This is a genomic window from Ruegeria sp. B1 (assembly GCF_056535885.1).
The window spans coordinates 185,793-198,552 of sequence record NZ_JBQFJA010000001.1 but is presented as its reverse complement, the minus strand read 5'-3'; the positions used below and the strand labels follow the sequence as shown (position 1 = coordinate 198,552).

The window sequence follows — 12,760 nt, the reverse complement described above, 5'->3', positions numbered from 1 at the left end:
ACTACGATTTTTGGCACTATTTGCGGCAATGACACTTGCAAGCGCAGCAGGGGCACAACCCCTGGCCAAGCAATTGTTCGGGGCGCAAAAGCAAAGCTCACAGCAAAAGCCGGCAGCTTTCGGCAGCTATTCGCGCGGCTGTGCCGCGGGGTCGGTGCAGTTGCCTGAAACCGGGCCGACCTGGCAGGCGATGCGCCTGTCGCGCAACCGCAATTGGGGACACCCCGTCGCCATCGACTACGTGCAGGACCTCAGCAAATTCGCGGCCAAACAACCCGGCTGGAATGGTCTTTATGTCGGAGACATCAGCCAACCGCGCGGCGGGCCGATGACATCCGGGCATCGCAGCCACCAGTTGGGCCTGGATATCGACATCTGGATGCTGCCGGGCGACAACATGCGCCTGTCCCGCAAGGCGCGCGAGAATCTCTCGTCGATTTCCCTGCGCCGGTCCAACGGGGCCTTTGTGAACAGTAACTGGACCAAGCAGCACCACGCTGTTCTGCGCGAGGCGGCCAAGGACAAACGCGTGGCGCGCATCTTTGTGTTTCCGGGTGCCAAAGTGCAGATGTGCAATGATGAGACCGGCAACCGGGCCTATCTGCGCAAGATCAGACCCTGGTGGGGGCACCACTATCACTTCCATGTGCGGCTGAACTGTCCGCGCGGATCGCGCGGATGCATCAATCAGGACCCACCGCCGAAGGGTGACGGCTGCGCCGAGGCGCAGCAATGGGTGCAGAACATTCTGAACCCACCGCCGCCCGACCCGAATGCACCGCCACCCAAGAAGCGCCGGGAATATGTTTTGGCGGATTTGCCCCAGCAATGCGCCGCGGTTTTGCAATCCAACTGATTGCGGCGCTGCTGCTGGCCGGGTCGGTCTGGGCGGTCGTTGTTAAAACGGCGAGCCAACTGGACAGTTTTGTCTGGCGGCACAATGCGGAATGGTTCGGCGGGTTCTCGGCCCTTCATGTCTCGGAGAACGGGCGCCATATGATCGCGGTAAGCGACCGGTCCGTTCTGGTGACCGCGCGCATCGATCGGGACGGGGATCGGATAACGGATATCCGGATCGTCGGCCATTGGCCTTTGCTGTCGAGCACCGGCCGCATCATGCCGGGCCATGCCGGAGATTCCGAGGGGCTCGCTGTCACTCCGGAGGGCGACTTTTTCATCTCTTTCGAAGGTGTCCATCGCGTGGCGTATTACCCTGCCCCCGGCACCAAGGCGCGTGTGTTGCCGCGTCCAGCCGCGTTTGACGAGCTCGACCGCAACGGGTCGTTCGAGGCACTGGCAATCGATGATCAGGGTTGGCTTTATACTCTTACCGAGAAAAGCCGAACTGCACACGGCGACATCCCAGTCTATCGCTGGAATGGCCGTTCATGGTCCACGCCGTTTGTTCTGCCGCAACGGGACGGATTCCTGCCGGTGGCCGCCGATTTCGGGCCGGAAGGACGGTTCTATGTGTTGGAGCGTAGTGTCTCCCTGACGGGGTTCCGCTCGCGCTTGCGGCGGTGGCGGATCGACGGGGATGATCCAGTGGCCGAAGAGATCCTGTTCGAGACCGGCACCGGCGCTCATGACAACCTCGAAGGTCTGTCGATCTGGCGCGACGATCTGGGTCGCTTGCGGGCGACCATGATCTCGGATGACAACTTTCTGGCGTTGCAGCGGACGGAACTGGTGGAATACCTGCTGCCCGATTGACAGGGCTGCGGCAAAGGTCTAAACGCACGGCCTGCCCTGGGATGAACCCGGGGCCAAGTCGCCGCTACCTTGTCAAAACGGGCATCAAAATATGCAACGCGCCTATATCCCCGGCATTATTGCCATGGCCTCCATTGTTGTGGCCTCGAACATTCTGGTTCAGTTCCTGATCTTTGACGGGCTGCTGACCTGGGGTGCTTTCACCTATCCGCTGGCCTTTTTGGTCACCGACATCATGAACCGTGTCTATGGCGTGGCAACGGCCCGTAAGGTTGTATTCGCCGGGTTCATCACCGGAATAGTCTGCTCGCTGATCGGCAGCCAGATCATGCTGCAGGGTGATGGGTTCACCTATGCCGCCGTACCGCTGCGCATTGCCGTTGCGTCGGGTACTGCGTTTCTGATTGCACAGCTCGTAGATGTCACCGTGTTCAATTCTCTGCGCGGGGGTCGGTGGTGGCGCGCGCCGCTTGTCTCGACACTGGTTGGCTCGGCGCTGGATACCGCGCTGTTCTTTACCATCGCGTTTTCCGCCTCGGTTGCGATTTTCGGTGCCAATGCCGATGCCGCGATCAGCTGGGCGTGGGAACCGGTTCCGTTCATGTTGACCGAACCTATGGCACCGCTGTGGGTGACGCTGGCTTTCGCAGACTGGCTGGTGAAACTGTCAATAGCCATGGTCGCCCTGATACCGTTCAAGGTGATCGTTGCACGCCTTACGGTGCAACCGTCGTAAAAAGTGCTTTGAGATTGGCACAACTTGTGCCACGCTCAATGCTAACCGCAACAGATAGAAAAGGAGGTGATCCAGTGTCGAGAAAGAGATTGGAGAGAGGTGTCGGAACAACCGGGGGGATCGCCTGTTAAGGCAGCCCTTGGCGGAGCGCGCGCTCCGGCTGGTCGATTGATCTAACCGACCCGACCTCCTGAACTTTCGAAGGGCCGTCCCGCCGGGGCGGCCCTTTTTGTTTTCGCGCACCGCTTGTAAGGTCGCGCTCATGCTGCGCATCACCGACGATATCATCCTGCAAGACTGGGAGTTGACCGAGAGCTTTGTTCGCTCGTCCGGTCCCGGCGGGCAAAACGTCAACAAAGTGTCGACGGCTGTTGAACTCCGGTTTGAGGCTGCACGTTCACCCTCACTACCGGATCCGGTCAAGACGCGCTTAAAACGTCTGGCCGGGCGGCGTTGGACCAAGGATGGCGCGATTATCATTCAGTGCGAAGAAACCCGATCACAGTCCCGAAACCGAGACATTGCCCGCAACCGGCTGACTGAACTGATCACCCGGGCCCTCGTCAAACCCAAACGTCGCATTGCGACGAAGCCGACCTATGGCTCGGTCAAACGTCGGTTGGCCGCGAAAAAGGCGCGCTCGGACGTCAAAGCGTTGCGCGGCAAGGTGTCCGAAGATTGATCTGGTAACTTTGCAAGGCCTTGTTACTCTGCCTTTAAACGAGTGCAGGGAGGCAAGGTCATGAGGTTGGATGGAAAAACCGCGATTGTGACAGGCGGTGCGTCCGGCTTTGGGGCGGGGATCGTGCAAAAACTCCTGACCGAGGGCGCACGTGTCATGATCGCCGATATCAATGGTACAGCGGCAAGTGATCTGGCACAGCAGCTTGGAGAGAATGCCTGCGCCCAAGAAGTCGATGTGTCGGACGGTGGCTCTGTTCAGGCCATGTCGGATGCGGCGTTTGACAGGTTTGGGGTTCTGGATGTTCTGGTGAACAATGCAGGTGTTACCCATTTGCCAACCCCCTTGGAGGAGGTGAGCGAAGCGGATTTTGACCGCGTTTTTGCCGTGAACATGAAGTCGGTCTACCTGACCGCCCGTTCCGTCGTGCCGCATATGAAGTCCCAGGCGAGCGGAGCGATTCTGAATGTTGCCTCAACAGCCGGCCTGTCACCGCGCCCGAGCCTTAACTGGTACAACGCCTCCAAGGGCTGGATGATCACCGCAACCAAGACGATGGCCGTGGAATTGGCCCCGTCCGGTGTGCGCGTTAACGCGATTTGCCCTGTGGCGGGCGAAACACCCCTGCTCAAGTCTTTTATGGGGGAAGATACGCCTGAAATCCGCGCCAAGTTCCTGTCCACCATCCCGTTGGGGCGGTTTTCGACACCGGAAGACATGGCCAACGCCGCTTGTTTCTTGTGCTCGGACGAGGCCAGCATGATTACCGGTGCGGCGCTGGAAGTCGATGGCGGTCGGTGTATCTGACCTTATGGGTGACAAAGCGATGATCCCAGGACCCAGAAATCTGATCACCGACGTCTCTGGCCTCAAGGTGGGCAATGCTCAGGATGATGACCTGAAATCCGGGACGACCGTTCTGGCTGCGGACGAGCCATTTACAGCATCGGTCCACGTGATGGGTGGGGCGCCGGGCACACGGGAAACCGATCTGCTGAACCCGGACAAGTCGGTGACGCATGTCGATGCAATTGCTTTGTCCGGCGGGTCGGCCTTTGGGCTGGACGCCTGCTCGGGCGTCTCGGATGCATTGCGGGCACGCGGCAAGGGTTTTCCCGTCGGCAGCACGGTTGTGCCGATTGTCCCGGGCGCAATCCTCTTTGATCTTTTGAACGGCGGCGACAAGGGCTGGGACCAAAACCCATATCGTGAGTTGGGACGCGCGGCCTTCGAAAGTGCCGCGCAGGAGTTTGGGTTGGGTACTGCCGGTGCTGGCACCGGCGCGCTGGCGGCAATGCAAAAGGGGGGCCTCGGCTCAGCCTCTCTTGTGCTTGAGGATGGGATCACCGTCGGAGCCCTGGTCGCCGCCAATCCGATGGGCAGTGTTACCACCCCGGGGGACCGACATTTCTGGGCCGCACCTTTCGAAGTGGATGATGAGTATGGCGGTCTCGGCCCCGATCCGTCCTCGGGTCTGGGTCGGCGACCTGCGAGCCGTAAGGCTGAGGCGATGCGCCTTGCCGGACCTGAGAATGCCAATACGACAATTGCGATTGTCGCGACCGACGCGACTCTGACAAAGCCGCAATGCCACCGAGTCGCCGTTGCCGCGCATGACGGAATTGCGCGGGCTATCCTGCCTGCGCACACACCGGGTGATGGCGACCTCGTTTTTAGTATCAGCACGGGCGCATTTCCACTGGAGACCGGGACAGAGCTGGACCTGATCGGGCATGCCGCATCGCTGTGTCTGTCGCGGGCGATTGCACGCGCGGTGTACCTTGCATCGCCTGCCCCGGGGGACCTGTTGCCGTGCTGGTCCGAGTTAAATGACTTTGGTTAAGGACGCGATCCAACCGTCCTGACACAGTACCCGCGCGCGGCAATCTGCGCGTTGACTCTCTGCCGTGTCAGCGTTCCATTCGGGTCAGCCAAATAGTATCGGAGCAAAAAACTATGAATCGCATCCTCTGTGCCGCAATCGTCGGTCTGCTGGCTGTCCCTGCCTATGCAGAAGGTGACGCCGAGGCGGGCAAAAAGACCTTCAACAAGTGCAAGTCCTGCCACATGATCGCCGACCCGGACGGTGAGGTGATTGTAAAAGGCGGCAAGACCGGTCCGAACCTGTATGGCATCGCAGGCCGGACTGCAGGGACTGTCGAAGGGTTCAAATATGGCGATAGCATCGTCGCAGCGGGCGAAAATGGGCTGGTTTGGGATGAAGTGACTTTTGTCGAGTATTCGCAGGATCCCAAGGCCTTCCTGAAAGACTACCTCGACGAGACGTCCGCCAAATCCAAGATGACCTTTAAGCTCAAAAAGGGCGGCGAAGATGTTTATGCCTATATCGTCAGCGTGTCCGGCGAATAGCGATTAAACCTCAATCCGTTGTGAAAAAGACCAAAGGCCGCAGCCCCTGCGGCCTTTGGTACGATTGATCGAACTTTATTTTGTGGACACTCTGGGACCAATAGGTGCATATCACCTGTTGTTTTGCACTCAAACGCCAAGCTGATCCGGCTGCAGCCAAATCATAACGCCCGATGGATTCGCGGACCGGCAGCAGGAGACGACAGATGGGTATCATGATTCCGGCCTGGGTTGACGGCGAGCTTTGCCCCGTTGACAAGCTGGAGGCGCATGAAAAAGGGCTGAGACACAAGGCCGTGTCCGTTTTTGTCGTGCGCGGAACCGAGATTCTGATACAGCGCCGTGCACTGGGGAAGTATCACACGCCTGGCCTGTGGGCGAATTCATGCTGCACTCATCCCGACTGGAACGAAAGCCCGTCGGGCTGCGCCGTGCGCCGTTTGCGCGAGGAGTTGGGGATCACCGGCCTCTACCCGGAATACCGCCACCGTTTGGAGTATCATGCCGATGTCGGCAACGGCTTGGTTGAAAATGAGGTGGTCGATGTGTTTTTAGCCCACGTTCGCGGCCCGTTGAAAATCGAGCCGAACCCGGACGAAGTCATGGATATCCGCTGGATTGACTACCACGATCTTCTGGCCGAGGTGCAGCGCCACCCGGACCGTTTCACCCCATGGCTCAAGATCTATTTGCACAGTCATGCCGACACGATATTTGGTCCCGACCTGATCATTTCATCGAAAACCTGAAGATGGCGGCGAATCCCTATCTTGCATGGGTCGCGCAAGCCACCTAAATCAACGCGTCATGGCCAAGCAGAAGACAGACCCGAACTACAAAGTGATCGCCGAGAACCGGCGTGCTCGCTTCGACTATGCGATCGAAGAGGATATCGAGTGCGGTATCGTGCTGGAAGGGTCCGAGGTCAAATCCCTGCGCGCGGGCGGGTCAAACATCGCCGAAAGCTATGCCACGGTCGATGACGGAGAACTGTGGCTGGTGAACAGCTATGTTGCGCCGTACGAGCAGGCCAAGTCGTTCAAACACGAGGAACGCCGTCGCCGTAAGCTGCTTGTATCGCGCAAGGAGCTGTCAAACCTGTGGAACGCAACCCAGCGCAAAGGCATGACACTGGTGCCGCTGGTTCTGTATTTCAATCACAAGGGCCTGGCCAAGGTGAAGATCGGGATTGCGAAGGGCAAAAAGACCCATGACAAACGCGAGACTCAGGCAAAGCGGGATTGGTCGAGGCAGAAGCAGCGACTGCTGAAAGATCACAGCTAGAACGCCATCGTCGCCTCGACCGCGCGTTGCCAGCGTGCGTAGGCTGCGTCACGCTCAGCCTCGGGCAGGGCGGGCTCAAAGCGCCGATCCAGTTGCCATGTCTCGGCAAATCCGTCCTGATCGGGATACACCCCGGCTTTCATGCCCGCCAGCCAAGCCGCCCCCAAAGCGGTGGTTTCCTGCATCACGGGGCGATCAACCGGGGCACCCAGACAGTCCGACAATCCCTGCATCGCCCAGTCGGACGCGCTCATCCCGCCGTCAACGCGCAGAATCACATCGGCATCCGCGCCCCAGTCGCCCTGCATGGCATGCCATAGGTCCCGGGTCTGATAGGCATTGCTTTCCAGCGTGGCGCGGGCGATCTCGGCCCGGCCTGAGTTTCGGGTCAGCCCGAACATGGCGCCACGGCACTCCGGTTTCCAATAGGGCGCACCAAGACCGGTGAACGCAGGGACCAGAACCACATGCTGAGTCGGGTCAGCCTGCGCCGCCAGTTCTCCGCTTTGAGGGGCCGAGTCGATGATCTGCAGCGCGTCGCGCAGCCACTGAACGGCCGCGCCCGCGATAAAGATCGAGCCTTCCAGCGCATAGGTCCGCTGCCCGTTCAGTTGATAGCCGATTGTCGTCAGCAGACGATTTTTGGACGCGACTGGCTGTGCGCCGGTATTCAGCAAGGCAAAGCACCCGGTGCCGTAGGTGGATTTCATCATGCCGGGCTGAAAGCAGGCCTGGCCGATTGTGGCCGCCTGCTGGTCACCGGCCACACCGAGGATCGGGATGTTCCCCCCGAACAAAGATGTGGTGCCAAATTCTGTTGCACAGTCCCGGACCTCCGGCAGCATGTTCAAAGGCACATCCAACAGGTCGCAGATTTCAGCACTCCATTCGCCCTTGTGGATGTCAAACAGCAAGGTGCGCGCTGCGTTGGTGGCGTCTGTGACATGGCTGCGGCCCTCGGTCAGCCGCCAGATTAGGAAACTGTCGATGGTGCCGAACAGCAAATCCCCGGCCTCAGCGCGCACGCGCGCACCCGGAACGGTATCCAACAGCCATTTGACCTTGGTGCCCGAGAAGTACGGGTCCAAGAGCAGACCGGTCTGCGCGGTGACATCGTCTTCGCACCCCGCCTGACGGTAGCGCGCGCAGATATCGGCGGTGCGGCGATCCTGCCAGACGATTGCGTTGTGGATGGCCTTGCCGGTTGCGCGATCCCAGACAACGGTGGTTTCGCGCTGGTTGGTGATGCCGATCCCGGCGATCTGTTCAGCAGCAACGCCGGTTGTTTCCATGACCTCCCGGCAAACGGTCAGAACGCTGTCCCAGATATCCTCGACATCATGCTCGACCCAGCCTTCTTGCGGGAAATGCTGGGGAAACTCGCGTTGCGCTGTCCCCGCCCGCTGCATCTGTGCGTCGAACAGAATTGCGCGTGAGGATGTCGTGCCCTGATCGATTGCGAGAATAAAGGTCATGCCTGCGTATCTCCCCCGTTTCGTTTTGCGGGACTTTAGCGCAAACAGTCGTGATCCTGCCAGAGCAGAAATCAGGCCGGTTCGACAGGGATATTGTCAATCAAACGCACACTGTCGGCCCAGGCGGTGATAAACAACCGCGCAGGGCGCGATGCGCGGGACAGTTCTTCGAGTGTTTCGGCACAGCGCAGATCAATGTACTCGACATCGGTGAACCCTGCGGCCAACAGATCTGCCTCTGCTTTTTGCGCCAATGGGGCAAAGGCGTCACCCGCCGTCAGCCGATCTGCAATCTCGCGCATAACCCGGTTTTTCGTCGCTGCAATCTCCAATCCTTGGGCAGAGAGCAAAAGGTTTCGGGACGACATCGCCAGCCCGGATGGCTCACGCACCGTTGGACAGCCGATCACCTCGATCGGGATGTCCAGATCGCGGGTCATGCGGCGGACCACGAGAAGCTGTTGATAGTCTTTTTCTCCGAAATAGGCTCGATCCGCTTGCGTCTGGAGGAAGAGTTTGGCCACTACAGTGGCGACCCCGTCAAAATGACCGGGGCGAAATGGCCCTTCCATCACATCCGTCAAACCGGATACAGCGACCGTCGTGGAAAATCCGTCCGGGTAGATTTGATCCGGGTCCGGTACATAAATTGCATCGACGGTGTGTGGAGACAGTTTCTGCGCGTCTTCATTCTCGGTGCGCGGATAGTTCTTAAGATCGTCCGGGTTGTTGAACTGCTTTGGATTGACAAAGATCGTGACGATCACCCGATCACAGTTGGCCTTTGCGGCGGCAACAAGGGACAGGTGCCCGGCATGCAGCGCGCCCATCGTCGGAACGACACCGATCACCTCGCCCTGTTGGTGCCACGCGGCCGTCAGGGCCCGCAAATCCTCTAGGCGCCGCAGGATGGGTGCGATCATGTTTTGGGTCCCTTGGCCGGAGCCTGATCCGAAAACACATGCTCATCTGCCGGAAAACTGCGGGCGCGCACTTCGGCGGCGTAATCTGCAATGGCGGCTTCTGCCAACGGACCCAGATCGGCGTAACGCTTGACGAATTTCGGTTTGAACGCGGTGAAAAAGCCCAGCATGTCGTCCACCACCAAAATCTGCCCGTCGCAGCCAGGGGAGGCGCCGATGCCAATTGTTGGGATTGCAATGTCGGCTGTGATCCGGTCAGCCAGACCTTGCGGAACCTTCTCTAACACAACCGAAAACGCGCCTGCCTTTGTAACGGCGCTAGCGTCTGCCAGAACTGCGTCGGCCTGCTCGTCACGTCCCTGAACCTTGTAGCCACCCAGCGTGTTGATCGACTGAGGCGTCAGACCGATATGCGCCATCACGGGTATGCCGCGTTTCACAAGAAAGCGAATGGTGTCGGCCATTTCCACCCCGCCCTCCAGCTTGACTGCGCCCGCACCGGTTTCCGACATGAGCCGGGCGGCATTGCGGAAGGCCTGCGCGGGGTCGTGCTCATAACTGGCAAAGGGCATGTCGATAACCATCATCGCCTTGTCCAGCCCTCGTGCGACGGCCTGCCCATGCAGGATCATCATCTCCATGGTCACCGCAAGGGTCGAGGGCAGCCCGTGCAGCACCATGCCGACACTGTCGCCGACCAGAACAAAGTCGCAATGGTCGTCCATCAGGCGGGCCATTGGTGTCGTGTAGGCGGTCAGGGATACCAGAGGATCGCCGCCTTTTCTGGCGCGAATATCTTCGGCATTCGGTGCTTTTTTGCGGGCGGTGGCGCTCATGCTCGCTCCTGCGGGATTCATGTTGCAGCGCGGCATAGCAGATCGGACAGGGGCGAAGAAACCCCGGTTGCGCGAACATTTCCTTGAATGACCCAAGGTTTATAGGGACATTACACACAGACAGGTCCGTCAATCACGAGGCCATACAACCTCAGCGGGGAGAGAACTTCATGACACAGCAGACGTTTCGCGGCTTTGCCTCAGCGCTGGCGCTGGGCGCTAGCCTTCTGGCCAGTCAGGCCCTTGCCAAGTCAGACATCACCATCGCGATGCAGCTCGAACCGCCGCATCTGGACCCGACCAGCGCGGCAGCGCAGGCCATCGATTCGGTGGTTTACACCAATATCTTCGAAGGACTTACCCGGTTCATGGGTGACGGATCGGTGGTGCCTGGTCTGGCGGAGAGCTGGGAAATCTCGGATGATGGAATGGTGTATACATTTGCGCTGCGGGATGGTGTCACCTTTCACGACGGCACGACCATGGATGCCGAGGACGTCAAGTTCAGCCTTGATCGCGCCATGGCCGAAGACAGCGCCAACGCGCAGAAAGCCCTGTTTGACGGAATCCAGAGCGTTGAGGTTGTCGACCCGCTGACCGTCACGGTTACATTGTCCGAGCCAAATGGGAACTTTCTGTTCAACCTGGCTTGGGGCGACGCTGTCATCGTTGCGCCCGAAAGCATCGAAAACATCAAAACCAACCCGGTCGGCACAGGGGCGTTCACCTTTGGCGAATGGGTTCAGGGCGACAGTGTCACGCTAAACCGCAACCCCAACTATTGGGGCGACGCGCCTGCGTTAGAGACGGCGACATTCAAATTCATCTCTGACCCGACAGCTGCGTTTTCCGCAATGATGGCCGAGGATGTCGATGCATTCGACAACTTCCCGGCGCCGGAAAACCTGCCTCAGTTTGAAGCAGATCCCCGCTTTCAGGTGCTGGTGGGCTCTACCGAAGGGGAAACGATCCTGTCGACCAACAACAAGCAGGCACCGTTTGATGACATTCGCGTGCGTCAGGCGCTGGCCCATGCGATTGACCGTCAGGCCATCATTGACGGGGCGATGTTTGGCTATGGAACGCCGATTGGCACTCATTTCGCCCCCCACAATCCCGCCTATGTCGATCTGACAGGCAATTCCGCCTATGATCCGGAAAAGGCCAAGGCGTTGCTGGCCAAAGCCGGGTTTGCCGATGGGTTCGAGACCACGCTGCACCTGCCGCCGCCGTCTTACGCCCGCCGAGGCGGAGAGATCATCGCAGCGCAGCTGGCCGAAGTAGGGATCACGGCGGAGATCATCAATGTCGAGTGGGCCCAGTGGTTGGAATCCGTGTTCAAAGGTAAGGATTTTGGCTTAACAATTGTCAGCCACACCGAACCGATGGATATCGGCATCTACGCGCGACCCGACTATTACTTCCAGTATGACAGCACCGATTTTCAGGCGCTTATGGACATGCTGAACTCGACCACCGACCCTGAAGAACGGGCACGGCTGATGGGTGAGGCTCAGCGCCTGATCGCAGATGACTACGTTAACGGGTACCTGTTCCAGCTTGCCAAGCTGGGCGTGGCCAAGGCCGGTGTTCAGGGGCTTTGGGAAAATGCGCCCACGGCAGCCATTGATCTAACTGCCATCAGGTGGAGCGAATAGGCGCAAGTCAGTACACCGGAGGCGTCGATGTTCCGAGGCGCGCTAGTTGCACTGGCCTTCGCATGCAGTTTGTTGGGCGGTGCGCCCGCTATGGCGGAGTCTCGCTTGGAAACGGCCGTTGAACTTTGGCTGAACGGCGACGATGCGCACAGCTTGCCAATGCTGGCAGAGATGGCGGCGGATGGGCATGTAGAGGCGCGGGTATTGCTGGCCCAGATCGAGACAACTGATCTGGGCCCGTCCCCATATCGTCAGTCGCTTCGACCGGATCAGGCGCGAGACCTGTTTCGGTATGCTGACGGAAGCCCCTTTAGCAAATCCTGGCTGGTGGTTGAGGCGGATGCTGGAAATGAGCGGGCACAGGCATTGCTGAAGGCAAAATTCGCCGACCCGGATCCCGATCTGATTGCCACTCTGAACCGGCTGGGTGAGCATCAGGCCACGGATCGGCCAACCCGGATCGTGGCTCTGTATGGCGATCAGGCTATGCGCAAGGCACTGGCTGCGAACCCCGACGTCATGCAGGATTTGCGGCCTTATCTTGCCTATTTGACCGACAAGCCTGAACCGCGCGGTGATGGGTTGGCTGCCCTGCGCCACATTCAGCCCGACGCCGTCAATGCAGCACAGCCGGGAGCATTGGGCATGGCTGGTGTTCTGGCGCTGGGGCTGGGATATGGAGATACATCGCCGGACAATCCATGGCGACCTGCGGTGGAGCAGTGGCTCATGTCGGCCACATCTACCCAACCGATCGCAGACCTGTGTACAGCGCAATGCGCTGAGGGGGTTGCCGATTGCGCCTTTGCCTTTCTGGCGCTATCGGGCGGCTATTTCGAAGCGATCCGAATTGATAGCCCGCTTGAGGCGGTCATTCCACAGGCCCGGTTTCTGAACAGCCCTCGCGCGCGACTGATGGTATTGCGCCGCGCGGCTCTGGCCCGGACAGAGACGAACCTGAATTGGCTGTCAGATACGGCGGATGGGGCAGAGTTCTCCATGTGCGCCCTTGACCTGATACGACAAGAACGACGCAAGTACCGCTAGATGCTGGACCCGGGCAGCGCGGGTCCGTAACGTGTT

14 protein-coding genes are annotated in these 12,760 nt (G+C 59.5%); 11 read left to right on the top strand and 3 right to left on the bottom strand.

Going from position 1 to position 12,760, the window contains the following annotated elements; genetic code table 11:
• The first annotated feature begins 28 nt into the window (after nucleotides 1–28).
• The 9 genes from mepA to smpB all read left to right on the top strand — a co-directional run bounded on the left by mepA (nucleotide 29) and on the right by smpB (nucleotide 6,785).
• Entirely contained in the window at nucleotides 29–856 is an 828-nt protein-coding gene (gene mepA, locus ACR3ES_RS01035; protein ID WP_480493507.1) for a penicillin-insensitive murein endopeptidase, read from the top strand.
• Nucleotides 829–1,713, top strand: a complete 885-nt coding sequence (locus ACR3ES_RS01030) for an esterase-like activity of phytase family protein (protein ID WP_170430783.1) — start codon at nucleotides 829–831, stop codon at nucleotides 1,711–1,713. Before mepA ends, ACR3ES_RS01030 begins: the two co-directional genes overlap by 28 nt.
• A 91-nt stretch (nucleotides 1,714–1,804) precedes the next feature.
• The gene (locus ACR3ES_RS01025) at nucleotides 1,805–2,449 is read left to right on the top strand and encodes a queuosine precursor transporter (RefSeq protein WP_170430785.1); all 645 of its coding nucleotides are present in this window, start codon (nucleotides 1,805–1,807) and stop codon (nucleotides 2,447–2,449) included.
• A gap of 262 nt (nucleotides 2,450–2,711) precedes the next feature.
• Nucleotides 2,712–3,131, top strand: a complete 420-nt coding sequence (arfB, locus tag ACR3ES_RS01020; RefSeq protein WP_170430787.1) for an alternative ribosome rescue aminoacyl-tRNA hydrolase ArfB — start codon at nucleotides 2,712–2,714, stop codon at nucleotides 3,129–3,131.
• A gap of 60 nt (nucleotides 3,132–3,191) precedes the next feature.
• The gene (locus ACR3ES_RS01015; protein WP_170430789.1) at nucleotides 3,192–3,938 is read left to right on the top strand and encodes an SDR family oxidoreductase; all 747 of its coding nucleotides are present in this window, start codon (nucleotides 3,192–3,194) and stop codon (nucleotides 3,936–3,938) included.
• 19 nt (nucleotides 3,939–3,957) lie between these two features.
• Entirely contained in the window at nucleotides 3,958–4,974 is a 1,017-nt protein-coding gene (locus tag ACR3ES_RS01010) for a P1 family peptidase (protein WP_170431224.1), read from the top strand.
• 113 nt (nucleotides 4,975–5,087) lie between these two features.
• Nucleotides 5,088–5,501, top strand: a complete 414-nt coding sequence (locus tag ACR3ES_RS01005) for a cytochrome c family protein (RefSeq protein ID WP_170430791.1) — start codon at nucleotides 5,088–5,090, stop codon at nucleotides 5,499–5,501.
• Between the two features lie 206 nt (nucleotides 5,502–5,707).
• Nucleotides 5,708–6,250 carry an isopentenyl-diphosphate Delta-isomerase gene (idi, locus tag ACR3ES_RS01000; protein WP_170430792.1) on the top strand — a complete coding sequence of 181 codons (543 nt, stop codon included), beginning with the start codon at nucleotides 5,708–5,710 and terminating at the stop codon, nucleotides 6,248–6,250.
• 58 nt (nucleotides 6,251–6,308) lie between these two features.
• Nucleotides 6,309–6,785 carry an SsrA-binding protein SmpB gene (gene smpB, locus ACR3ES_RS00995; RefSeq protein WP_170430794.1) on the top strand — a complete coding sequence of 159 codons (477 nt, stop codon included), beginning with the start codon at nucleotides 6,309–6,311 and terminating at the stop codon, nucleotides 6,783–6,785.
• Here smpB and glpK read toward each other — a convergent pair.
• From glpK to panB, 3 genes are all read right to left on the bottom strand, one after another.
• Nucleotides 6,782–8,260 (bottom strand): glycerol kinase GlpK, encoded by a 1,479-nt coding sequence (gene glpK, locus ACR3ES_RS00990; RefSeq protein ID WP_170430796.1) that lies wholly within the window; start codon nucleotides 8,258–8,260, stop codon nucleotides 6,782–6,784. The two genes, smpB and glpK, sit on opposite strands and share 4 nt — an antisense overlap.
• A 71-nt stretch (nucleotides 8,261–8,331) precedes the next feature.
• Nucleotides 8,332–9,183, bottom strand: a complete 852-nt coding sequence (panC, locus tag ACR3ES_RS00985; RefSeq protein WP_170430799.1) for a pantoate--beta-alanine ligase — start codon at nucleotides 9,181–9,183, stop codon at nucleotides 8,332–8,334.
• Nucleotides 9,180–10,019 (bottom strand): 3-methyl-2-oxobutanoate hydroxymethyltransferase, encoded by an 840-nt coding sequence (gene panB / locus ACR3ES_RS00980; RefSeq protein WP_170430801.1) that lies wholly within the window; start codon nucleotides 10,017–10,019, stop codon nucleotides 9,180–9,182. The genes panC and panB overlap by 4 nt, the downstream gene beginning before the upstream one ends.
• A 170-nt stretch (nucleotides 10,020–10,189) precedes the next feature.
• On the opposite strand from panB, the gene ACR3ES_RS00975 reads away from it, so the two are divergent.
• Together ACR3ES_RS00975 and ACR3ES_RS00970 are read left to right on the top strand one after the other, a co-directional pair.
• Nucleotides 10,190–11,677: an ABC transporter substrate-binding protein gene (locus ACR3ES_RS00975; protein WP_170430803.1), complete on the top strand. Its 1,488-nt coding sequence runs from the start codon at nucleotides 10,190–10,192 to the stop codon at nucleotides 11,675–11,677.
• Between the two features lie 105 nt (nucleotides 11,678–11,782).
• A complete protein-coding gene (locus ACR3ES_RS00970; protein WP_480424645.1) occupies nucleotides 11,783–12,724 on the top strand; it encodes a hypothetical protein in 942 nt (313 codons plus the stop codon).
• The last annotated feature ends 36 nt before the right edge of the window (nucleotides 12,725–12,760 follow it).

Bases quoted from the DNA above. Each gene is read 5' to 3' on its own strand.
- ACR3ES_RS01005 (WP_170430791.1), top strand. From the start codon at position 5,088: ATGAATCGCATCCTCTGTGCCGCAATCGTCGGTCTGCTGGCTGTCCCT.
- ACR3ES_RS00975 (WP_170430803.1), top strand. From the start codon at position 10,190: ATGACACAGCAGACGTTTCGCGGCTTTGCCTCAGCGCTGGCGCTGGGC.
- panB (WP_170430801.1), bottom strand. From the start codon at position 10,019: ATGAGCGCCACCGCCCGCAAAAAAGCACCGAATGCCGAAGATATTCGC.
- arfB (WP_170430787.1), top strand. From the start codon at position 2,712: ATGCTGCGCATCACCGACGATATCATCCTGCAAGACTGGGAGTTGACC.
- mepA (WP_480493507.1), top strand. From the start codon at position 29: ATGACACTTGCAAGCGCAGCAGGGGCACAACCCCTGGCCAAGCAATTG.
- panC (WP_170430799.1), bottom strand. From the start codon at position 9,183: ATGATCGCACCCATCCTGCGGCGCCTAGAGGATTTGCGGGCCCTGACG.
- ACR3ES_RS01015 (WP_170430789.1), top strand. From the start codon at position 3,192: ATGAGGTTGGATGGAAAAACCGCGATTGTGACAGGCGGTGCGTCCGGC.
- smpB (WP_170430794.1), top strand. From the start codon at position 6,309: ATGGCCAAGCAGAAGACAGACCCGAACTACAAAGTGATCGCCGAGAAC.
- glpK (WP_170430796.1), bottom strand. From the start codon at position 8,260: ATGACCTTTATTCTCGCAATCGATCAGGGCACGACATCCTCACGCGCA.
- idi (WP_170430792.1), top strand. From the start codon at position 5,708: ATGGGTATCATGATTCCGGCCTGGGTTGACGGCGAGCTTTGCCCCGTT.
- ACR3ES_RS01010 (WP_170431224.1), top strand. From the start codon at position 3,958: ATGATCCCAGGACCCAGAAATCTGATCACCGACGTCTCTGGCCTCAAG.
- ACR3ES_RS01025 (WP_170430785.1), top strand. From the start codon at position 1,805: ATGCAACGCGCCTATATCCCCGGCATTATTGCCATGGCCTCCATTGTT.
- ACR3ES_RS01030 (WP_170430783.1), top strand. From the start codon at position 829: ATGCGCCGCGGTTTTGCAATCCAACTGATTGCGGCGCTGCTGCTGGCC.